Here is a 20,805-nt window from a genome sequence, read left to right as displayed (position 1 = left end):
AGCGTTGAGTTCTCTTCGTACGCGTAATCATCAATTACCCGTTTTACAGTACCCAACGCTCTCTCCAACTCCTCCAACTCCTCCAACTCAACTGACCCAAGCGCCAGCCTCAACCCAGAGGCAGGTGAGGATGGTCATCAAGCCCTATGTTCTCCAGTTCTACATATACCCGAGATGCTGAGGCTAGGGCGATACTGTGTTGTGCTGCAAGCTGCCGGGTGGTGAGAAAGAGCATTATGTGACGCTGGCAATTAGCCATATTGAACCGTTCCTCAAGGCTGATGTGGTGCGGAGCTAAGGGTTGTTATCAGAGTGAAGCTCCGAAAAACATGTCCGCAAAGAGGGAAGTGGGCCTATAGTGGAACAAGTGATCATGAATATGTTCTCACTATCACGATTGTCTTTTAGCCTGCGGCAAACCTTGGATAGGAGAGTCCCCTATGAAACAGCAAACCTGTGCGCTACTTCTGTTATTTAGTGGTTCACTACAAAGCGCAGAACTGGTGCTGAAAAACGGTCATATCCTGAAAGTGGATGCTGAGTTTGGACAGGCGAGTGCGCTGGCTATTGATGGTGGCAGGATCGTTGCCATCGGTGATGAGTCTGACATCACCAGTCATATCACCGAGAGCACAGAAGTGATTGATCTCGAAGGGCGGACGGTCATTCCCGGTTTGATCGACAACCACATGCATCTGGTGCGGGCCGCCCAGAATTGGCAACAGCAGATCCGTCTCGAAGGGGTACTCGACTACCGACAAGCTCTCCAGCGTATTGCCGATATCGCCGCAAAGGCGAAGCCCGGACAATGGCTGATCGCCAGTGGGGGCTTTGTCGAACGTCAGTTTTCAGGACGGCCGAAGGCCGGTTTCCTGCGTGTGGATCTGGATAAGGCTGCCCCGAATAATCCTGTTTACCTGCAACACCTTTTCGACTGGGGCTATGCCAATAGCCAAGCCATGAGGCATATCGGAGTTGATGCCACGAATCCGCCACAAATGCCGGGACTGCTGCTCGACGGAAAAGGTTTACCCGAAGGGCCGGTGACCAAGCGCGCCCAATTTCTTATCGAACAGAAGATCGCTGAACTGCGTGGGCAGGAGCAATTGGCGCATAGCCGTCAGGCACTGAAAGACTTGGCGCGCGCGGGACTCACGACGGTGGTTGATGCGGGTGGGTTTGATACCCATGATCGCCTTTACGAGCCGTTTGAGCGTCTCGATTCGCGGGGCGAGATGCCCATCCGGCTGTTTTATATGAAACAGGTTATTCCTTGGGGTAAAGAAGATCTGAGTCCCGATTTGGCCCGTCTTGAGGGTGTCACCTTTAACCGTGGCAGTGCATTTTTCCGCCCGGTGGCAGTGGGTGAGCAGCTAATGCTGTCGGTGCAAGATAGCGCCGGGCGAGCGGCTCGTAGCAGTGAGCAAGTGAAAGCTGAGTTTCTGGCGAATGCCCGCGAGCTGGCGAAACAGGGTTTGCCATTGCATCTGCATGCGGTGCATGACACATCGATTAATCAGCATCTGGATGCCTTTGAAGAGATAAACAAAGAGTACCCGTTGGCTCCGTTGCGTTGGACGTTTGCGCACGTCGACGGCGTCAAGCCCGATACGATTGAGCGCGCAAAGGCTCTGGGTGTCCTGTTTGCCATTCACAGTCGGCCGGTGCTGATTGGCTATCGCTTTCAGGCGAGATTTGGTGCGGCTGCGCAGCAGATGACACCGATGAAAACCTTGAGTGACAAAGGTGTGCTTTGGGGGTTGGGTTCTGACAGTCCGGTGGTTTCGATCTACAACCCGTTTCGCACGTTATGGTGGGCCGTGAACGGGCAGATGATTGATGGTACGCAGATATCCGAGCAGAACGTAGACCGGCGTCAGGCATTGATTGCCCATACCATCAACAATGCCAAACTGGCGTTTATGGAGGATCAGATCGGTTCATTGGAGGTGGGCAAACGTGCCGATCTGCTGATATTGAATCAGGATTACCTGAGTGTCGATCGTCGAAAAATCGCCTCGATCAAGCCGTTGGCGACGATGGTAGAAGGGCGTTGGGTATACCGATCCGGTGAGCTTGGGCCGTTTGTAGATAGGGTTGAGCAAAGCGATACCCAACACTAAGACGTCTATTGGGTATCATCTCTATATTTCTGCTCATCGTAGCAGTTGGCATATGCTGTATGAGTGCCTACGGAGTTCCGTGGAAGCTAAAGTCTGATCCTCTATCTCACTTCAATGTACCGCGTGGGTATGGATGCTGAAATCTGAGCATCTGTATCAATAATACCCAGAATTCTTTCCCAATCCCCGTTGTTTTAATAGGGGGTCTGCAAGGCCATGGTTCTGGCCACAACATGTTGTCTCATATCTCAGGATGTCACCCTCAGATTCATCGCAGTTAACGGGCGTACAAGCGGGATGTTATCTGTTTGAAGGTCGGCCTTTTTAATCTCCATATTCGTGCTTTTAGGGCTCGCTATTACTGGATCTTGTGCTACCGGGCTAGGGATATCTGAGTGATTTATACCATGACTTAGTAGCAATACAGTGAAGGCATCAAAACTGTTGGCCATTAATAAATGAATATGAGAGGGTTATTTAGACTTAGCATCTAGAGAATCGCCGCTTGATGTTGTTTCTAAGTGGACTCGGAGTCGTAATGTTTTTATGGATGAAAAAGAGGCTTTATGAACTCATTGCAATTCAAAATTAGTGCGATAGCTGGCACGACAACTATTATCATCGTGACAGTGCTGACCCTTCTTAGTTTTTTCGAGCTTGATTCGACCAAGAAAAATATGGCGGATCAGTCATCTTCCTTATTCTCAGAGTCGGTATTGGGGCGAATACAAAGCTCAGCAAAATATCAGGCTTCAGAAATTGCAAAACAGCTGAAAGCAACTCAGTTAGTATCCGAGTCTTTGGCTGCGTCCCTTCACCAATATCGAGCATTGCATCAATCGTCACCTCTGCTACGTAAAAACAGCATCGAGATTCTGGCCAGTGTTTTAGATGCAAATCCACAATTTCTGGGCATCTACGGAGCATACGAACCTAACGCTTATGACGGCAGAGATCGGGACTTTATCAATGATAAATTAACCGCGAGTGATCAGTCCGGGCGCTTTATCTCTTATGTGGCACGGTCTGATACGGGGGTCGTGTGGGAAGCTCTGGTCGATTATGAAAATGCCAGCCGGGATAAAAACGGCATCCGGGCGGGAGAATATTATCTGTGCCCTAAAGACCGCAAAGTCACCTGCATTACAGATCCCTATACCTATCCGATTAATGGCAAAGATGTGCTGTTGGCGAGTATCACATCACCGGTTGTTGAATCGGGACAATTCCAGGGCATTGTAGGTGTTGATATCGGTCTGGAATTTATTCAAAAGTTTATCGAAAACCAGAATAAAGACTTTTTTGGTGGGCAGGGCTCTATGGCGATCGTCAGTCAGAATGGCATTGTCTCTGGCTTTACCGGGCGCTCAAACTTGCTGGGAAAAACGTTAGAAGGTGACGAGTTTTCCAATTGGAATCAATTAAGAAAGACCGCAAACAATGAGCCGAAAGTGGTGATCTATGAGCATCAGGTTTATGCCATATCGCCAATCATAATTAATGATAAACCGACCGGTTGGTCGATCTTAATTGCACTGCCTGACACCGTTATTAGTGGTTCTGTCGATCAACTGACAGCCATTATTTCAAAAAGTATCGACAGCCTGAATCAGAACAATGTGCTGTTCGGTTTATTAGGCGCGATCATCGCCGTACTGAGTATCGCATGGGTTATTGGGCGCGTATTGAAGCCTATCCGTTATACCGTGGATATGCTCAAAGATCTTGCTGAAGGTGACGGTGATTTAACGGCAAGGCTGGCTGTGAAATCTAAAGATGAAATTGGTGAAATGGCCGCGTGCCTGAACCAGTTTCTTGATCAGATGCACAACATCATCAGCGAGATTGAAAGCACCAGCGTTCTACTATCTGAAACGGCTGAGAAGAGTTATCGCTCTGCTGAAGTAAGCCACACTAGCATGCAGCAACAACAAAGCGAACTGAACATGACTGTGTCTGCGGTGGAGGAGATGAATAACTCCTCAACAGAAGTGGCAGGCAGTGCAGCGAACGCATCCTCTGAAGCAGATAAGACCTTTGCGTCGGTTCAATCCAGCAAAACGACGGTTATTGAAGCCGTGAACTCGATCAATAAGTTAGCCAGTGAGGTCAAGGCAGCGTCTTCCGATATGGATGACCTGGCCAAACAAAGCGACGACATCAGCAAAATCATTGTGACCATTCAGTCGATCGCAGAACAGACAAACTTACTTGCGCTGAATGCTGCGATTGAAGCGGCGAGGGCAGGGGAAAGTGGTCGCGGATTTGCGGTAGTCGCTGATGAAGTCCGGCTGCTCGCACAGCGAACACAAGTTGCAACCAGTGAGATTCAAGCAGTGATAGAGCAGCTGCAATCAGGCAGCAGTCAGGTGTCCGCGATTATGAAGAACAGCCAACAATACTCGTTGCAGAGTGTTGAGAAGGTGGATGAAGCGAAAGGATCGCTGGATGAGATTCAAAGCCATGTGCACCTTATCAAAGACATGAGTCAGCAGATCGCTGTTGCTTCTTCGGAGCAAAGTCAGGTGACCGAAGAGATCAACCGTAACATGTCCAATGTCGATATGGCCTCTGTATCTATTGGTGAGCAGGTGGAGAAAAGCAATCATTACGCGAAAGACCTTCACTCCCTTGCCGAGACGTTAAACACGATGGTGAGGCGCTTTAAACTATAAGCGCTTTATCCACTATGAGGTTCTAAGGTACCGCACCACTCTGAATGATTTTATTGATGGCTCTTTGTAGGTTGGGTTGAGCAACGCGATACCCAATACACCGCAGCAATTGGCATATGCTGTATGGGTTCCCACAGTAAGACCGTGGGAACCGGAGTGTGCCTAGATCTACCTCGTTCCCATGCTCCCGCGTGGGAGCGCATATTGAAGCCTGAACCGCTCAGGCAATAGCATCCAAACCTTTCTCCTTGACCAAAATGAGTAGCTTCAAGGCGGCCCCCGAAGGCTGTTTTTCACCCCGTTCCCATTTCTGAACACTCTCCGTGGACATATTTAGATACTTGGCAAACACGCTCTGACTGACATGGCTTTCAGCGCGAATACGCTTGATCTCGGCAGCAGACAGCGGTGTCACCTCAGTCAGACACGCCGCGTTTAACTCACGCATGGTTGTTTCGTTAACAAGGTCCGCATTTTTCAGCGCCGTCATATCGTTCTGCAATGATTTCAGCAAGTTACTCATTGTTGTCGTCCTACGCTCTATCAATGTGGCAATCTACGTCATCCGTCTGAAATATAGTGTTCAGTACTACGATCCTCAGTGCTACGGTCCCTGCTTCACAATATAGATAATGGGTGTTCGATTGGAAAACGAATAGCTCTGATTGTAGAGGATATGCGTATTTGATCCGTATGAACCCGCTAAGCGATTGGTGTATCCTTACCGTCTTATCGATAATTGATTGAATGATTATTTTATCTACGCGACAAGGAGCTGCTGCGTGGCCATCCCCGATATAATGCCCGTTTCATCTGTATCTATTATTACTCTAAACGGCTTCATCCACTGTATTCATCAAGGTTAAGTATTACTTCATGGCAAAAGCACCGGCAAAGAAGCAGGCTAAAAACCAGAAAGGCTTCGAAGAAACCCTGTGGGATTCCGCTAACAAACTGCGTGGCAGCGTTGAGTCCTCCGAATACAAGCACATTGTATTGAGCCTTATCTTCCTCAAATTTATCAGCGACAAGTTCGAAACCCGTCGTCAGGCGATGATTGATGAGGGGCAGGGTGATTACGTGGATATGGTGGAGTTCTACACCATGGAAAACGTATTCTACCTGCCGGAAGAATCGCGCTGGAATTACATTCTCAAACACGCCAAGCAAGATGATGTGGCCGTTAAGATCGATACCGCGCTGCATACGGTCGAGAAGAACAACCCGGCGTTGCGAGGCGCATTGCCGGATAACTACTTCTCCCGTTTGGGGCTGGATGTTGCCAAACTGGCGGCACTGATCGACACCATCAACAATATCCAGACCCTCGCTGACGAATGCCATATGACCGAGCAGGATCTGGTGGGTCGTGTGTATGAATACTTCCTTGGCAAATTTGCGGCCAATGAAGGTAAAGGCGGAGGCGAGTTCTATACGCCTAAATCGGTGGTAACACTGATTGCCGAGATGATCGAGCCGTATAAAGGCAAGATTTATGACCCCTGCTGCGGTTCTGGCGGCATGTTTGTGCAGTCGATCAAATTCATCAACAGTCACAACGGTAACCAGAAAGACATCTCCATCTACGGTCAGGAGTACACCGGTACCACCTATAAACTGGCCAAGATGAATCTGGCGATCCGCGGTATTGCGGGCAATCTGGGTGATGTGGCCGGTGATTCCTTCTTTAAAGACCAGCACCCGGATCTGAAAGCCGATTACATCATGGCCAACCCGCCGTTTAATCAGAAGCAGTGGCGTGCCACGGACGAGCTGGTGGACGACCCACGCTGGGCCGGGTACCCGGTGCCACCCACCGGCAACGCCAACTACGCCTGGATTCTGCATATGATCGCCAAGCTAAGCGAAAACGGCACCGCCGGTTTTGTGCTGGCCAACGGCTCTATGTCCTCCAATACCAGCGGCGAAGGTGATATCCGCAAGCAGATGGTTGAAAACGATCTGGTGGATTGCATGATCGCGCTGCCGGGGCAGTTGTTCTACACCACCCAGATTCCGGTCTGCCTCTGGTTCCTGACCAAGAATAAAAACGCCGATTCTGAGCGTGGCTTTCGCCGCCGTATTAACCAGACCTTGTTTATTGATGCCCGCAATATGGGCACCATGATCAGCCGTACCCATAAAGAGCTGACCACGGAAGACCTTGCCGAGATCACCCGGACCTACCATGTATGGCGTGGCGAAGCGGGGAATGGGGAGTACGAAGACAAGGCTGGATTCTGCAAGTCTGCCACCTTTGATGAGATCGAAGCCAACGACTTTGTTCTGACACCGGGCCGCTATGTCGGTGCCGCTGAGATTGAAGATGACGGTATCCCGTTTGAAACCAAGATGGCTGAACTGAGCCAAACCCTCTATCAACAGATGGACGAAGCGGCAAAGCTGGATAAGGCGATTCGGAAGAATTTGGGGGTGTTGGGTTATGGGGACTAAATGGATTGATACCACTATTGGCGACATAGTTACGTTGCAAAGAGGGCATGATTTGCCATCGCAGGATCGCAATGAGGGTGTCGTTCCTATTATGGGGTCATCTGGCCTAACCGGGTTTCATGATGAAGTGAAAATCAAAGGGCCGGGAGTTGTTATAGGACGAAGTGGGAACTCGATGGGCGTGGTTAATTATACGCAGAAGGACTACTGGCCGTTGAACACCTGCCTTTATGTTAAAGATTTTAAAGGTAATGATGAGCGATTTATTTATTACTACCTTCAAGGGATTGATTTCGACCAATTCAATTCAGGCAGTGCTCAAAAATCGTTAAATAGAAATGCTGTGTACCCTTATCAAATTAAGTTCCCAGCAGAGCTATGTGAACAGAAAGCTATTGGAGAATTTCTTGGCAGTTTAGAAAATAAAATCGAACTCAATTGCCAAATGAATGAAACCCTCGAACAGATGGCGCAAGCCCTGTTTAAAAGCTGGTTTGTGGATTTTGATCCGGTGATTGATAACGCACTGGATGCGGGCAACCCGATTCCTGAAGCGTTGGCCGTCAGAGCCGAGCAGCGTAAACAGCTGCGTGCAACGGCAGAAAAGGGAGAGGCTGAAGTTCCAGCCCTGCCTGATGATATCCGTTCACTCTTCCCAAGCGAATTTGAATTCACAGAAGAGATGGGGTGGATTCCGAAGGAGTGGGAGATTGATTGCCTTAGCAGTAGGGTTTCCATCTTGAATGGCTTTGCCTTTAAAAGTAAAGATTATGCTGATGAGGGGACTTTTGTTCTTAGGACGAAAAACTTCGATGCTAATAAAGTGAAAAGGTTAGAAGATGATGTGAATCTCCCTGAAATATTCTTAACCAGCCACGAAAAATACCTGTGCAGCGCATTTGACTACCATTTGGTTATGGTTGGAGCGAGTGTGGGGAATAGAGCGATTATTTATCCTCATTCACTTCCCGCTTTGCGTAACCAGAATATGTGGTGTTTTCGTACGAAAAATCAGAACATAGTTTCGCAGTCATTTGTGAAGTACGTTGTTGATCTTGTTACTGAGAGATCTCTTGGGTTGGCCTCAGGAAGCGCTAGAGAGTTTTTTAGGAAAGGTGATTTTGGCGATCAGTTTGTATGTTGGGGTAACGAGACCGTACAAGCATGCTTTGATTCTTTATGTACTAAGTACCTAGAAAAAATGGGGAAATTGGACAGTGAAGCAATTCGATTGCAAGAGCTACGTGATTTATTGCTACCCAAACTAATCTCCGGCGAACTCCAGATCCCCGAAGCCGAAAAACTGATCGCTGAAGCACTGAGCTAAAAAGGATATCAGGATGAAATCCATTAATGCCAAACCGGAACAGGCCTCCACGCAACTGCGATCACATAGCAGGAGATCACAATGACCCTGTCAACCCTGCCCATGGAGATCTTTACCTCGGAAGATGGTTCGATCCGCCTGCAGCTGAAGTTAGTGGACGATACCCTGTGGCTGACGCAGCGACAGATCGCTGAGCTGTATGAAAAGTCGCCCAAAACCATTAGCGAGCATCTGGTTAATATCTACGATGAAGGTGAGCTAGAGCCTGATTCAACGATCCGGAAATTCCGGACAGTTGCCCGCGAAGGCACGCGGGACGTGGAGCGGCTGCTGGATCACTACAATCTGGAAGCGGTACTGGCGGTGGGGTATCGGGTGCGTTCCAACCGAGGTGTGCAGTTCCGTCAGTGGGCGACACGGGTACTGAAAGCGTACCTGATCAAAGGCTTCGCCATGGATGACGAGCGCCTGAAAAATCCGGGTCGCGACCTCAGTGCTGATTACTTTGATGAGCTGCTGGCGCGTATCCGCGATATCCGGGCATCGGAACGGCGTTTCTATCAGAAGATCACCGATATCTATGTAACGGCGGCGGATTACAACAAAAACGCAGAGCTAAGCCAGCAGTTCTTTGCCTCGGTGCAGAACAAACTGCATTGGGCGATTCATGGCCATACCACAGCAGAACTGATTCAGGCACGGGCCGATAACACCCAGCCCAATATGGGGCTAACCAGTTGGTCGGGCAGTCGGGTGCATAAAAAAGATGTCAGCGTTGCGAAAAATTACCTGACGCAGGACGAGATGACCGGGTTGAACCGGATTGTGACCATGTATCTGGATTATGCTGAGAATCAGGCCGCCAAACAGAGCCCGATGACGATGCAAAGTTGGGCCGATAAATTAGATGTCTTTTTGGAATTTAACGAACACGATGTCTTGCAGAATGCCGGGAATGTCTCTGCTGCGGTGGCGAAACAGCTGGCAGAGGCTGAGTTTGATCAGTTTGAAATGCGGCGACGTGAGGCCTTAGCTGAGCAGAAAAGTGATTTTGACGCACTCATCGAACAGACGAAACAGCTCAAATCTAAAACCACGGGCAAGGGCAAGCCGTAAGCTCATTTTAACAGGGAATCAGGGATATGAAGTTCACCGAAGCCAAACTGGAACAGGCGATTATCCAACTGCTGGGCGAGCAGGGTTACACCCATCAGCCAGGTGGGGAATTGGTGCGTTCTTTAGATCAGGTATTAATAAAAGATGATCTGAGCAGCTATCTGGCCAAACGCTATGCCGGAGAAGGGATCACCCCCGGCGAAATTGAGTCGGTGGTGCGGATGCTGGATACCTTGCCTGCCAGTGACCTTTACGACAGTAACAAGCAGTTTATGAAGTGGTTGTCGGACGGCTTTCTACTCAAGCGTGAAGACCGCAACCAGAAAGACCTCTATATCCAGCTGGTGGACTACCGGGGTACCAAGCAGGCATTTGCCCAGTCTATTCAGTCTATGGACGAAGCATTGCCAATGGCGGCAGAAACATCGGCAGGTTACATGGTGGATCAGAATATCTACCGGATGGTCACTCAGTTGGAGATCGAGGGTGTTGCTTCATCCGAGGCCGGTGAGAAGCGTATCCCGGATGGAATACTCTATCTCAACGGGTTGCCGCTGGTGGTGTTCGAGTTTAAGAGCGCTATCCGGGAAGAAGCGACCATCCATGATGCCTACGTGCAGTTAGCCACCCGTTATCGCCGTGCGATTCCGCAACTGTTTGTGTACAACGCCCTCTGCGTCATCAGTGATGGTGTGAACAATAAGATGGGCTCTATCTTTGCACCTTACGAGTTCTTCTACGCCTGGCGTAAAGTGACGGGCGATGAATCGGTCGAGAAAGACGGCATCAATTCCTTACATACAATGATCAACGGCCTGTTTGATCGTGACCGCCTGCGCGATGTGATCCGCCACTTTATCTATTTCCCAGACAGTTCCAAACACGAGGTGAAAATTGTCTGCCGCTATCCCCAGTATTACGCGGCGAACAAGCTCTACCGGAATATTCTGGCGCACAAAAAACCGCACGGCGACGGTAAAGGTGGTACTTACTTTGGTGCGACCGGCTGCGGCAAGAGTTATACCATGCAGTTCCTCTGCCGCTTACTGATGAAGAGCGTGGATTTTGAAAGCCCGACCCTTGTATTAATCACTGACCGTACCGATCTGGATGATCAGCTCTCAGCGCAGTTCACCAATGCCAAAGAATACATCGGGGATCAGAACGTGATCAGTGTGGAGAGCCGCGACCAGTTGCGAGCGTTGTTGAAAGGGCGTAACAGCGGCGGGGTTTTCCTCACCACTATCCATAAGTTTACCGAAGATACCGAGCTGCTTACAGATCGCAACAATGTGATCTGTATCTCCGATGAGGCGCACCGCAGTCAGGTCAATCTGGACCAAAAGGTTCGGGTGACCGAGAAGGGTGTTAAGCGTACCTACGGTTTTGCCAAGTACCTGCACGACTCGCTGCCTGGGGCGACATTTGTGGGCTTCACCGGCACCCCGATTGACGCCACTCTGGATGTATTCGGAGAAGTGGTGGATGCCTATACGATGACGGAATCCGTCCATGATGAGATTACGGTGCGTATCGTCTATGAAGGCCGTGCAGCCAGAGTTACGCTGGATAACAGTAAGCTCGATGATATTGAGGCGTACTACAAGCAGTGCGCTGAAGATGGTTCGAACGACTATCAGATCGAAGAGAGTAAAAAAGCCGTACTCAGTATGAACACGATTCTGGGGGACGAGGATCGTATTCGAGCGCTGGCGGCTGATTTTGTGAAGCACTATGACAAACGGGTGGCTGAAGGTTCGACCGTCAAAGGTAAAGCGATCTTTGTCAGCAGCGCCCGCCCCATTGCGTATGACCTTTATAAAGAAATTAGAGCGCTGCGTCCGGCGTGGTTTGAAGTGAAAGCCTGTGATGAAGGTATCACCCTGACCGACAAAGAACGCAAAGAGATCAAGCCGTCGGAACAAGTCAAAATGGTCATGACCCGTGGCAAAGATGACAGCAAAGCGCTGTGGGACCTACTGGGCACTAAAGATTACCGCAAAGAACTGGACCGTCAGTTTAAGAACCCCAAGTCCAATTTCAAAATCGCTATCGTCGTGGATATGTGGCTCACCGGCTTTGATGTGCCGTTTCTGGATACGATCTATATCGACAAACCTGTGCAGCGGCACAATCTCATTCAGACGATCTCCCGTGTAAACCGTAAGTTCGAAGGGAAAGAGAAAGGGCTGGTGGTGGATTACATCAGCATCAAGTCACAGATGAATAAGGCGCTGGCGCAGTACTCCAAGTCGGAAGAAACTAACTTTGAAGATATTAAGCAGTCAGTGATCGCGGTGAAGGATCATCTGGATCTGCTTAACCGGATGTTCCACCGCTTTGATATGCAGCCGTACCTGAGGGGTGAACCACTCGCACAGCTGAACTGCCTCAATATGGCAGCAGAATACGCCATGATCACCGATAAGCAGGAGAAGCGCTTTATGGCGCTGGTGAAACGCCTGAAAGCCGCGTATGACATCTGCTGTGGTAATGAGAGTTTAAGCCAACAAGAGCGAGACTTAGTGCACTTCTATCTGGCCGTGCGCTCTATCGTTTTTAAACTGACCAAAGGTGATGCTCCGGATACTGCACAGATGAACGCCAAAGTGCGTGCAATGATCGAAGATGCACTGAAAAGTGATGGTGTGCAGGAGATCTTTAAACTGGGCAGTGATGACGAGTCGGAGATCGATATCTTTGATGATGATTATCTGGCGAAGATCGAAAAGATTAAACTGCCCAATACCAAGATCAAATTGCTACAGCAGATGTTGGCGAAGGCCATCGGCCAGTTCAGCCAGACCAATCGCTCACAGGGTATTGAGTTCACCAAACGTTTCAGAGCGCTGGTAGACAAATACAATGAGCGTAAAGAAGATGATGTGCTGGTCAGCGATGTGCTGGAAGATTTCTCAGACGAGATCATCAAGCTTTATAACGCGCTGCGGGAGGAGATGAGCTCCTTTGAAGCGTTGGGTATAGATTTTGAAGAGAAAGCCTTTTACGACATCCTGAAAACCCTCGCCATTAAATATGACTTCAGTTACCCCGAGGAAAAGCTGATTGCATTGGCCAAAGACGTAAAACTAACCGTCGATGATAAAGCCAAATACACCGACTGGAGCGAGCGCGAGGATATTAAGGCCGAGTTGAAAGTAGGACTTATTATGTTGCTGGCTAAGCATGGATATCCACCTGTTACCAAGGATGAAGTGTATAAAGAGATCTTTGAACAGGCTAAAAATTTTCGTAAGAACAGGACGGACAAAACGTCTGTTATTAGTTAGCGGAAATTGGATTTGGCAGGGGGTTATTTTCCAGTACTCCCTTCTGGTCTGAGGGTCTACCAGTCGGCTTTCTTGTTCTGGCAAGGGGAGGCCCTGGTTATTAATTACGCCTATTACACTGATGATTTTACGTAGCATTTTCTTTTCTCTTGATGTTCGGGAGATAATTAAGGAATAAATCGCTGTGTATGGGTTCCCACGGAGGACCGTGGGAACCAGAGTTTCCAGAGTGCGCCTTACCTCGTTCCCATGCTCCCGCGTGGGAACGCATACCACTACGACATACCACCCAGCCTACCGATGACTTCCGTATGGGTTCCCACGGAGGACCATGGGAACCAGAAACACCCTCGTGTCACACCCTTTCAGGCTAAATTTAACCTCTCCGTATTACCAATACTTCGGATAATTCGCCTGCCGACTCACGTTGTTGTATATCAGCGCAACGGCGACAAGCAGTACGGCCCCTACAAGTGTGGGAAACAGCAGAAAATCCCACGCAGGTTGAGTCAAAAACACAATCACGGGGTTAGAACCCGCCGGAGGGTGAACGGTCCGTGTCGCCATCATTAGGGCAATTGCCGTACCTACAGCCAGTGCGACAGACCACCACGTAGGGCCGCAGAGTGTCAGGAAAACTAATCCAACCAATGAACTCAAAAAGTGTCCGGCGACAACGTTTCTTGGTTGAGAAAACGGCGCGTCCGAAAAACCAAAGACCAGCACACATGAGGCACCGAAGGAGCCAAGTACCAGTGCTGCCTGAAGGTTATCTGCGATACCTGCGATCACCGCAATAGCAATAAAACCACCCATTCCAGCCAGAAGGATGTTCTTTAGCGGGTGCTTTGGCGGCAGAGCTGCTCCATCGCCTTTAAGTTTATTTAACAACGCAGACATAGCGTATCTCCTGAAGTCCCGGTTTTTAGGGTGTGGAAAGAGGTAGACCGACTTGTCTACTTTTGTGCATGGTAGACAGGTCAGTCTACCTGTGTCAATATCATTTTTCTTATCGGGAACCTTGAGTCTTATGTCTGCGAAACGACTTCATCTGATCACTACTGCGTTTGAGCTTTTCTACCAAAAAGGTGTTCATGCGGTGGGTATCAACGAAATCCTATCTGAATCGGGTGTGGCCAAGAAAACCCTTTATCACCATTTTGCAGGTAAAGATGAGCTGGTATTGGCGGTGCTGGAGTATCGCGATCAGCGCTTTTGTCACTGGCTTCAAGGCAGCCTTGATGCGGCGACGTCTGTGACGGATAAAATCGATGCTCTATTTGATGCGCTGGATGACTGGTTCAATGATCGGGTAGATGCACTGCGGCCATTTCACGGTTGCTTCTTTATCAACGTCAGCGGTGAATACAGTGCGCCTGATCATCCTATCCACCTACAATGCACGCGCCATAAGATCAATGTGGCGATGCTGTTGCGCGAACAGTTCGAGGCGCTTGGCATGGCGTCTTCACTGGGTTCAAGACTGACTGATGATCTTTGCCTGTTGAAAGAGGGGGCGATCACGCTGGCCTACGTGCAGGGTGATTGCAATGCGGCGCTTAAAGCGAAAGACACTGCAACACGATTGGTTGCAGCGGTCCTGTAGAAAGGGGCGTCATCAACATCCCAGTTTAAACTGCCCAACTAACTGTTGCTGCTGCTCGGCCAGTGAGATCATTCCTTCGCTTTCGTTAGCGATACGATCCGCGTCGCCTGAGCACTCTTCTGACATTTTGGCAATCTTCTGCACGCTGGTGGATATTTCAGTGCAGGTATAACTTTGCTCTTCGGCGGCAGTAGCGATCTGTTCACTCATGGCGCGGATAGAAGCCAGATGCTCGACCATATCGGTCAGGTCATTGCCAGAACGTTCTATGTTATCCATGCTTTTCTTCACTTCACCGGAACTGTGATTCATGATGGTGACCGCTTCTGATGCGCCTTGTTGCAGACGTTCGATGATCTCCTGAATATCCGACGTGGCATTTTGAGTACTGGCGGCGAGTGAACGTACTTCATCGGCCACCACCGCAAACCCCCGTCCATGATCGCCCGCACGGGCCGCTTCGATGGCGGCATTCAGCGCCAACAGATTGGTTTGCTCAGCGATCCCACTGATTACTTCAAGAATGTGCCCAATGGAGTCTGAACAGCCATGGAGCTGATTCACTACCTGAGTGGCATTGCCAATATCTGCGGCGAGTTGCTGAACCATGCGGATATTGTCGTCCATCGATTGATGATTACGATGGGCGTTTTGGTCCATTTTGATAATGGCGTTCTGAGCCAATTCTGCACTTTGAGCCACTTGTTGAACGCAGTCCAGCATCTCATCCATCGAGCTGACGACGATAGCGGTCTGGTCGCTTTGACGTTCCATGTTGTTGCGGGTTTTCTGACTCAGCTCGGCGGTGCCGCCAATTGATTGTGCGACTTGCCCTGAACCACGACATATCTCGCTGATGGTGCTGCTCAATCGTTCAGCTAATTGATTGATCCAGTTGGACAGCTCGCCAAATTCATCCTGCCGAGAGACTTTGATTCGATGGCTCATATCACCCTCAGCCATCAGACTGAGCATCTTCATGATTTCCTGTAGCGGTGTCCGGATGCTCTTGTAAACCGAAATACCGATCAACGTTGCGATAAGGATCGAGACCAGACCGATGATGATATTGGTTGTTTGCGCGGAGTTAGCTGAGGAGCCGGCCTGTGTTTGTTCTGCGCGGCTGAGTTGTTCAACCTTCGCCATCAATTGGTTGATTTTACCGGTCGCGGCGTTGATTGAGCGGGCGAGTGTAGTGAGTAGCTGATCAATGTCCTGAGTGCGCTTAAGCTGAAGGGTGGCAAGATCAAGCAGGCCGTTATCACCGTCGAGAAATGCTTTGATCTCATTGAAACGGTTCTCAAAGCCGGAGGCTGTTTTGGGGTGAGTTTTTGCCAGGCTACTGATCCGCTCGGCTATTCCCTCCATATCGCCAGTAATCATATGTATCTGGGAGCGCAGGTCCGTTGCGTCTTTTGTATCCCGTAGCATCCCCAGAGTTTCAGTGACGGTCGCAAGCCTTGCCGAAAGCGTCGTGGCGGCTGAAATTTCGCGGTGGTCATCACCGTAATTGGCAACGTCATCCAGCTCGGTTGCAAAGACACTGAGGAGTTGTTTTACACCCTCAAGCTTGATCAAAAAGCCGGGCGCAGTTTTGACGAACTGCAGGTGGAGGTTACGAATTTCCTGTGAACCTTTCAGAAACGCGTCGCCATCTTTGTTTGATAAGGCGAGATCGTCGCTGATCTCAGGGAAGGGGCTGGATAGCGTTTCCAGATCGGATCGGCGTTGATCATATCTGGCCTGCTGTTCCTTAAAAATCGTGTTGTGAGTGGTTATCTGTTTGGGATTATCGGATGCAAGATATTGCATCAGTGTTTTGTTCGCGGAGAGCAACGCAACACCCATCGCTCCGCTGGTGACGAGCATGGGGGTGATCTGTTCACCTGATCGAGTCATCTGTTCATTGAGTTGTTTGATGCCCTGATAGGAGCTGAAACTCATGAACAGCATGAGAATGACGAGCAAGCCGAAGCCCGCGCCGATGCGCTGATTTATTGTTATTTTCATATGTCTTGCTGTTCCCGTTTAGAATCATATAAAAGAATCTAAAAATGCATTAAACGATACTTGGAGAATCAAATATAGTTGAAAATGTTATTTGTGTGTGATCTATTGTTGTACAGAGCAGTTGGGGAACCCCTGCTAGGAGTACGCAACGTTGTCTTGGAAAGGAGGAGATAGCGATCGGGTTCTGTTCAGAAAAACGTCAATATGAGGTGAATGTATGCTGCCCGAGGTCAAACACATTTTGTACGCATCCGATATGGGGAAGGCATCTCGTCCGGCTTTTCTTAAGGCGGTGAGTGAAGCGGTTAATCATGGCGCTGAGATTACGTATCTGCATGTGATGGAACCCATGAACCGCTCGACTGAGACAATGATCGAAAGCTACCTCTCAGAGGACGTCCTGGAGTCGTTGCGTGATAAGGGCGTTGAGGCGCTGAAGGATAAAATGATTGAGCGAATTGATGTAGCGATCAGTGAAGAGCTCGAAGGCATCACGCTCCCTCATGGCACACCACATAACCGCATTGAGGCAGGTGCACCGCATGATGTGATTATGCAGGTGGCAGGAGAGATCGGTGCGGATCTGATAGTCATGGGCACTCGCACACACTCGTCACTGAGCAAACTGCTGGTGGGTTCAACCGCGCAGAAGGTACTACAAGCATCGGATATTCCGGTCATGGTTGTACCACTGAAGTAATCGTTGTTAGATTAGTTCGTCAGTCCTGAACTCAAACAGGCGTAATACTTTAATTCGGTAGGAGTAAACCTATGGGTCTTGGTGGAATTAGTCTCTGGCAGATCGCAATTGTTCTGGTCATTGTGGTCGTACTATTCGGTACTAAAAAGCTAAGAGGGGCTGGCGGCGATCTGGGTGGCGCTTTTAAAGGTTTTAAGAAAGCTCTGAACGAAGGCGATGCAGCAAAGGTTGAAAGTAAGGCGCAGAAACCTTCGTAAGACCTGTGGTTGATTTGTGCTTCGACCGGAAGGCACCCTGAGCGGTGCCTTCGTAATTTTGAGTGTTGGGCCGGGTCTGCTGTTCGGCTATGCACTTTTAAACTTATCCCGTGCATGGCTCGGTGACAGGCCAAAGTAGTCCTTGAAGCAATTGCTGAAATGACTGGACGTAACGAAACCACAGGCCAGTGCAATGTTGGTCACAGGTTCATTACTCTGCATCAGTAAGCGACGCGCATGGGTGAGGCGCAGTTCAAGGTAATATCGGCTGGGCGAGGTGTCTAAGTGGTTCTGGAATAATCTTTCCAACTGACGACGAGAGATGCCAATAATGGCACTCAGCTCTTCCATACTCATGGGTTCTTCAATATTCGCGGCCATGAGTTCCATAATGTCGCGCAAATTCTGCGGCAGACAGGGGTCATCACCGATACGGCTTAAGCAGGTATTGCTGTTTTCAGAGGTCTGATCACAGCTCAGGATCTCGCGAATTGCACGAACCACCTCTGTCCCCTGAGTCTGCCCGATCATGCTGAGCATCATCTCCAATGCACTTGCCGGTCCCGCACTGGTCAGACGTGCCTGATCACTCACAATGACCTGATCTGAAACCCTGACCCGGGGGAAATGCTCCTGCATAAAGGCATGGTTGTCGGGATGCAACGCACATTCCTGATCGTCCAATAATCCCGCATGGGCCAACGCTATGGCACCGTTCCATAAGCTGCCAATCGTCACATTATGTCGCTGGGCATCTTTCAGAAACTGGCTCAGATGAGGTTGTTGCTCCGTGGAGCAGCGATACCCGCCACACACCACCAGAATATTGGGCAGTTTGTGTCGACCGTTTGTAAAGTCACGAATGGTATCTTGTGCGGCAATACCGATCCCCAGATCACTGGTCACGGGGGAGCTATCCACCGCCAGTGTCTGATAGCTAAAGAGGGGGGTGGTACGCACGAGGTTGGCGGTAATCAGTGCATCGACCGCTGCGGTAAACGCCATCATCGAAAAGTGTTCCTGTAAGACAAACCCCACCGTCGTGGTGTTGAGCGGAGCATCTTCGTTTGCCAGAAACGGACTGTTGGTATCGCGCATCAATGAACTGAAATGGCGTTTATCTTTTATACAGGTCATGGCTCCCACCTTTGTGCAATTTGGATAATTATTATTTTTATCTGTTATAGCAGATTGTTTATGCGTTGAGTAATAAGCCCATCTGTCGTAAACCTCTATATGTAAAAAGATGTTTAAAGATGTAAATGGTCATTAATAAATCAAAGTTATTTGGTTTTATAATGTTTACATAGAACAGGTTTTGTAAGTTTATAAAATTAAAATTCGGTTGGAGAGGTGGGTTTCTTTAGAGGCATGTAATAAGCCGTTTACAAACCGGGTTGTGAAAATATTTCATATCCTGTTTTTCGAATTTAGGGTGGCTGTAAATAGGTTTTTTATGGGTGTATAAAAATAAGTGTCGATGGGTTGCACGGTATTCGAGTGCAGTCATCTGCTTTGTACATAAATATAAAAACCTTCAGTACGAAAGATCCGGAGAAAATAATGAAAACTACGAAAACCCGTTTCTGCCTCAAATCTATTCTCGCATCCAGCCTGGTGATGGGTGCGCTCGCAACCACCTCTGCGGAAGCGGCAACTGTGCTGCGTATCGCCAGTCAGCATGCTCCTGATCAGTACGCATCCGAAGTACTGCGCGATATCAAAAAAGAGTTGGAAGGTGCGGGTGTTGATCTGAAAATCAAGCTGTATCCAGCCGGTCAGCTGGGTTCAGGTGAGCAGCTGCTAGGTGAAGCCGTGCGTGGCAGCATCGATATCGTTCACTCCTTCGTCTACAGCCATAAGGACCCGGTGCTTGAGATCAACTCTCTGCCGTATCTGGTATCCAACTATGACGAGATGGAGAAGGTGTTTAGCCCTGGCTCTAACTTCTACAGCATCTTCGATCAGCGCATGGATAAGATCGGTCTGAAGCTGCTGGGTGTTACGGCGGAAGGTTTTATCGGTGTGATGTCATCCTCTACGCCGGATAACTACAAAGATACCGGCGCTAAAGGCCAGAACATCCGCGTTTGGAGCGCACAGTCTGCAAAATTGGCAACTCAGGACATGGGGTACAACACCACTACCATAGACTGGGGTGATGCATTCCCGGCGATCCAGCAGGGTGTGGTTGACGGCATGATCGGCGCAACGCCGGAAGCGACCTACACCACGTTTAAAGAAGCGATCAAAAACTACGTACCGTACAACGCTTTTGTTGAAAACTACGCGTACTACGCGAGCAAGAAAACCTGGGAGAAAAAGCTCAACGAAGAGCAGCGTAAAGTGGTGTCTGAGGTGTTTGCTAAAGCTGCCGCGAAGTTTGTGGACTGGAGCCGTCAAAACGACGCAGCCAACCTGAAAAAACTGGAAGAGTTTGGTGTGGCTATCCTGCCGATCTCCGATGCGGAACGTGGCGCCATCGCCCAAGAGATCCGTAATGTAACCTGGCCGAAGCTGGAAGACCGTCTGGGTAAAGACGTGTTGCAGCAGATTACTGCTGATCTGAACTAACGGCCCTGCATTGCTCTGTGTCGGTCGTCGGCACAGAGCCTTTTTTATACGAGCAATATCATTCAGTTTCTTCACGGAAGGTATCTGCTCGTCTTCTAAGAATAATAAACGAGTGTTGCAGTATGCATTTAAATATTCCGCATCCGCTACATCGTCTGGTTAATGTTCTGCTTCGCCTTAAAGAGTATTTTTTGGCGGCAGCCAGTTTGGTTATGGCATTTGTGTTTTTCTTTGTCGTTATCTTACGTTACTGGTTTGAAGCTGATCTTTTTGCTTATGAAGAGTGGGTCTTAATGATCGCCTTCTGGGTCTATTTTCTGGGCGGTGCGATGGGTAGTTATGAAAATACCCATGTTAAGGCTGACTTTCTTTTATCCGTCATTGATAGCGTTCGTACTAAATGGATCGTGGTCAATTTTACGATCTTGCTTGAGACACTAATTGGTTGCGTGCTGACGTATTGGGGCTGGTTAATGCTGGAGGAAGAGATTAGCGCCTATCCCGACTGGCAGCGTACAACGGGTTTGGAACTTCCGTTCTTTATTCCAAAACTGGGTATTTTCCTCGGTTTCGTACTGATGACCTTTTACACCGCTCTGCATCTTTACAGTGGCCTGCGTGACGGACCGAGTGAAGAGTGGGAGTCGGACGAAGCGCCGCCTCATATCTAAGC

General features: G+C 49.2%; 15 protein-coding genes. 11 read left to right on the top strand and 4 right to left on the bottom strand.

From position 1 onward, the window contains the following. The first annotated feature begins 440 nt into the window (after nucleotides 1-440). Complete coding sequence (locus IOQ59_RS10335; protein ID WP_193953213.1) at nucleotides 441-2,123, top strand: amidohydrolase; 1,683 nt, start codon at nucleotides 441-443, stop codon at nucleotides 2,121-2,123. 566 nt (nucleotides 2,124-2,689) lie between these two features. Beyond that, complete coding sequence (locus IOQ59_RS10330) at nucleotides 2,690-4,798, top strand: methyl-accepting chemotaxis protein (RefSeq protein ID WP_193953212.1); 2,109 nt, start codon at nucleotides 2,690-2,692, stop codon at nucleotides 4,796-4,798. 220 nt (nucleotides 4,799-5,018) lie between these two features. Here IOQ59_RS10330 and IOQ59_RS10325 read toward each other — a convergent pair whose 3' ends face one another. Beyond that, entirely contained in the window at nucleotides 5,019-5,321 is a 303-nt protein-coding gene (locus tag IOQ59_RS10325; protein ID WP_193953211.1) for a helix-turn-helix domain-containing protein, read from the bottom strand. A gap of 353 nt (nucleotides 5,322-5,674) precedes the next feature. Between IOQ59_RS10325 and IOQ59_RS10320 the strand changes: the two genes are divergently transcribed. The 4 genes from IOQ59_RS10320 (at nucleotide 5,675) to IOQ59_RS10305 (ending at nucleotide 12,985) form a co-directional block, all read left to right on the top strand. After that, nucleotides 5,675-7,252, top strand: coding sequence for a class I SAM-dependent DNA methyltransferase (locus tag IOQ59_RS10320; RefSeq protein WP_193953210.1), 1,578 nt, complete (start codon nucleotides 5,675-5,677; stop codon nucleotides 7,250-7,252). Beyond that, entirely contained in the window at nucleotides 7,242-8,579 is a 1,338-nt protein-coding gene (locus IOQ59_RS10315) for a restriction endonuclease subunit S (RefSeq protein WP_193953209.1), read from the top strand. The genes IOQ59_RS10320 and IOQ59_RS10315 overlap by 11 nt, the downstream gene beginning before the upstream one ends. Nucleotides 8,580-8,660: 81 nt before the next feature. After that, the gene (locus tag IOQ59_RS10310; RefSeq protein ID WP_193953208.1) at nucleotides 8,661-9,695 is read left to right on the top strand and encodes a virulence RhuM family protein; all 1,035 of its coding nucleotides are present in this window, start codon (nucleotides 8,661-8,663) and stop codon (nucleotides 9,693-9,695) included. A gap of 26 nt (nucleotides 9,696-9,721) precedes the next feature. Next, nucleotides 9,722-12,985, top strand: coding sequence for a type I restriction endonuclease subunit R (locus IOQ59_RS10305; RefSeq protein WP_193953207.1), 3,264 nt, complete (start codon nucleotides 9,722-9,724; stop codon nucleotides 12,983-12,985). A gap of 390 nt (nucleotides 12,986-13,375) precedes the next feature. Here IOQ59_RS10305 and IOQ59_RS10300 read toward each other — a convergent pair whose 3' ends face one another. After that, nucleotides 13,376-13,885 (bottom strand): HPP family protein, encoded by a 510-nt coding sequence (locus IOQ59_RS10300; protein ID WP_193953206.1) that lies wholly within the window; start codon nucleotides 13,883-13,885, stop codon nucleotides 13,376-13,378. A 130-nt stretch (nucleotides 13,886-14,015) separates the two neighbouring features. Here IOQ59_RS10300 and IOQ59_RS10295 point away from each other — a divergent pair, with 130 nt between their 5' ends. Beyond that, on the top strand, nucleotides 14,016-14,591 hold the full coding sequence (locus tag IOQ59_RS10295) for a TetR/AcrR family transcriptional regulator (protein WP_193953205.1): 576 nt from the start codon (nucleotides 14,016-14,018) through the stop codon (nucleotides 14,589-14,591). Nucleotides 14,592-14,603: 12 nt separating this feature from the next. Here the strand turns inward: IOQ59_RS10295 and IOQ59_RS10290 are convergent, their stop codons facing one another. After that, nucleotides 14,604-16,601 carry a methyl-accepting chemotaxis protein gene (locus IOQ59_RS10290; protein WP_193953204.1) on the bottom strand — a complete coding sequence of 666 codons (1,998 nt, stop codon included), beginning with the start codon at nucleotides 16,599-16,601 and terminating at the stop codon, nucleotides 14,604-14,606. 217 nt (nucleotides 16,602-16,818) lie between these two features. On the opposite strand from IOQ59_RS10290, the gene IOQ59_RS10285 reads away from it, so the two are divergent. Beyond that, on the top strand, nucleotides 16,819-17,301 hold the full coding sequence (locus IOQ59_RS10285) for a universal stress protein (RefSeq protein WP_193953203.1): 483 nt from the start codon (nucleotides 16,819-16,821) through the stop codon (nucleotides 17,299-17,301). Nucleotides 17,302-17,372: 71 nt separating this feature from the next. Continuing rightward, complete coding sequence (tatA, locus tag IOQ59_RS10280; protein WP_193953202.1) at nucleotides 17,373-17,558, top strand: twin-arginine translocase TatA/TatE family subunit; 186 nt, start codon at nucleotides 17,373-17,375, stop codon at nucleotides 17,556-17,558. An 87-nt stretch (nucleotides 17,559-17,645) separates the two neighbouring features. Here the strand turns inward: tatA and IOQ59_RS10275 are convergent, their stop codons facing one another. Continuing rightward, complete coding sequence (locus IOQ59_RS10275; protein ID WP_193953201.1) at nucleotides 17,646-18,695, bottom strand: GlxA family transcriptional regulator; 1,050 nt, start codon at nucleotides 18,693-18,695, stop codon at nucleotides 17,646-17,648. Between the two features lie 426 nt (nucleotides 18,696-19,121). On the opposite strand from IOQ59_RS10275, the gene dctP reads away from it, so the two are divergent. Continuing rightward, the gene (gene dctP / locus IOQ59_RS10270) at nucleotides 19,122-20,132 is read left to right on the top strand and encodes a TRAP transporter substrate-binding protein DctP (protein ID WP_193953200.1); all 1,011 of its coding nucleotides are present in this window, start codon (nucleotides 19,122-19,124) and stop codon (nucleotides 20,130-20,132) included. 122 nt (nucleotides 20,133-20,254) lie between these two features. Then, nucleotides 20,255-20,803 (top strand): TRAP transporter small permease, encoded by a 549-nt coding sequence (locus tag IOQ59_RS10265; protein WP_193953199.1) that lies wholly within the window; start codon nucleotides 20,255-20,257, stop codon nucleotides 20,801-20,803. Nucleotides 20,804-20,805 lie beyond the last annotated feature (2 nt).

This window comes from Pontibacterium sinense (genome assembly GCF_015209595.1).
In the GTDB taxonomy this organism is placed as follows: domain Bacteria; phylum Pseudomonadota; class Gammaproteobacteria; order Pseudomonadales; family Balneatricaceae; genus Pontibacterium; species Pontibacterium sinense.
This window is presented reverse-complemented; position numbering and strand designations above follow the sequence as displayed.

What these genes read in the sequence shown, in the direction of transcription:
- IOQ59_RS10335 (WP_193953213.1), top strand. Translation starts at nt 441, where the DNA reads ATGAAACAGCAAACCTGTGCGCTACTTCTGTTATTTAGTGGTTCACTA.
- IOQ59_RS10330 (WP_193953212.1), top strand. Translation starts at nt 2,690, where the DNA reads ATGAACTCATTGCAATTCAAAATTAGTGCGATAGCTGGCACGACAACT.
- IOQ59_RS10325 (WP_193953211.1), bottom strand. Translation starts at nt 5,321, where the DNA reads ATGAGTAACTTGCTGAAATCATTGCAGAACGATATGACGGCGCTGAAA.
- IOQ59_RS10320 (WP_193953210.1), top strand. Translation starts at nt 5,675, where the DNA reads ATGGCAAAAGCACCGGCAAAGAAGCAGGCTAAAAACCAGAAAGGCTTC.
- IOQ59_RS10315 (WP_193953209.1), top strand. Translation starts at nt 7,242, where the DNA reads ATGGGGACTAAATGGATTGATACCACTATTGGCGACATAGTTACGTTG.
- IOQ59_RS10310 (WP_193953208.1), top strand. Translation starts at nt 8,661, where the DNA reads ATGACCCTGTCAACCCTGCCCATGGAGATCTTTACCTCGGAAGATGGT.
- IOQ59_RS10305 (WP_193953207.1), top strand. Translation starts at nt 9,722, where the DNA reads ATGAAGTTCACCGAAGCCAAACTGGAACAGGCGATTATCCAACTGCTG.
- IOQ59_RS10300 (WP_193953206.1), bottom strand. Translation starts at nt 13,885, where the DNA reads ATGTCTGCGTTGTTAAATAAACTTAAAGGCGATGGAGCAGCTCTGCCG.
- IOQ59_RS10295 (WP_193953205.1), top strand. Translation starts at nt 14,016, where the DNA reads ATGTCTGCGAAACGACTTCATCTGATCACTACTGCGTTTGAGCTTTTC.
- IOQ59_RS10290 (WP_193953204.1), bottom strand. Translation starts at nt 16,601, where the DNA reads ATGAAAATAACAATAAATCAGCGCATCGGCGCGGGCTTCGGCTTGCTC.
- IOQ59_RS10285 (WP_193953203.1), top strand. Translation starts at nt 16,819, where the DNA reads ATGCTGCCCGAGGTCAAACACATTTTGTACGCATCCGATATGGGGAAG.
- tatA (WP_193953202.1), top strand. Translation starts at nt 17,373, where the DNA reads ATGGGTCTTGGTGGAATTAGTCTCTGGCAGATCGCAATTGTTCTGGTC.
- IOQ59_RS10275 (WP_193953201.1), bottom strand. Translation starts at nt 18,695, where the DNA reads ATGACCTGTATAAAAGATAAACGCCATTTCAGTTCATTGATGCGCGAT.
- dctP (WP_193953200.1), top strand. Translation starts at nt 19,122, where the DNA reads ATGAAAACTACGAAAACCCGTTTCTGCCTCAAATCTATTCTCGCATCC.
- IOQ59_RS10265 (WP_193953199.1), top strand. Translation starts at nt 20,255, where the DNA reads ATGCATTTAAATATTCCGCATCCGCTACATCGTCTGGTTAATGTTCTG.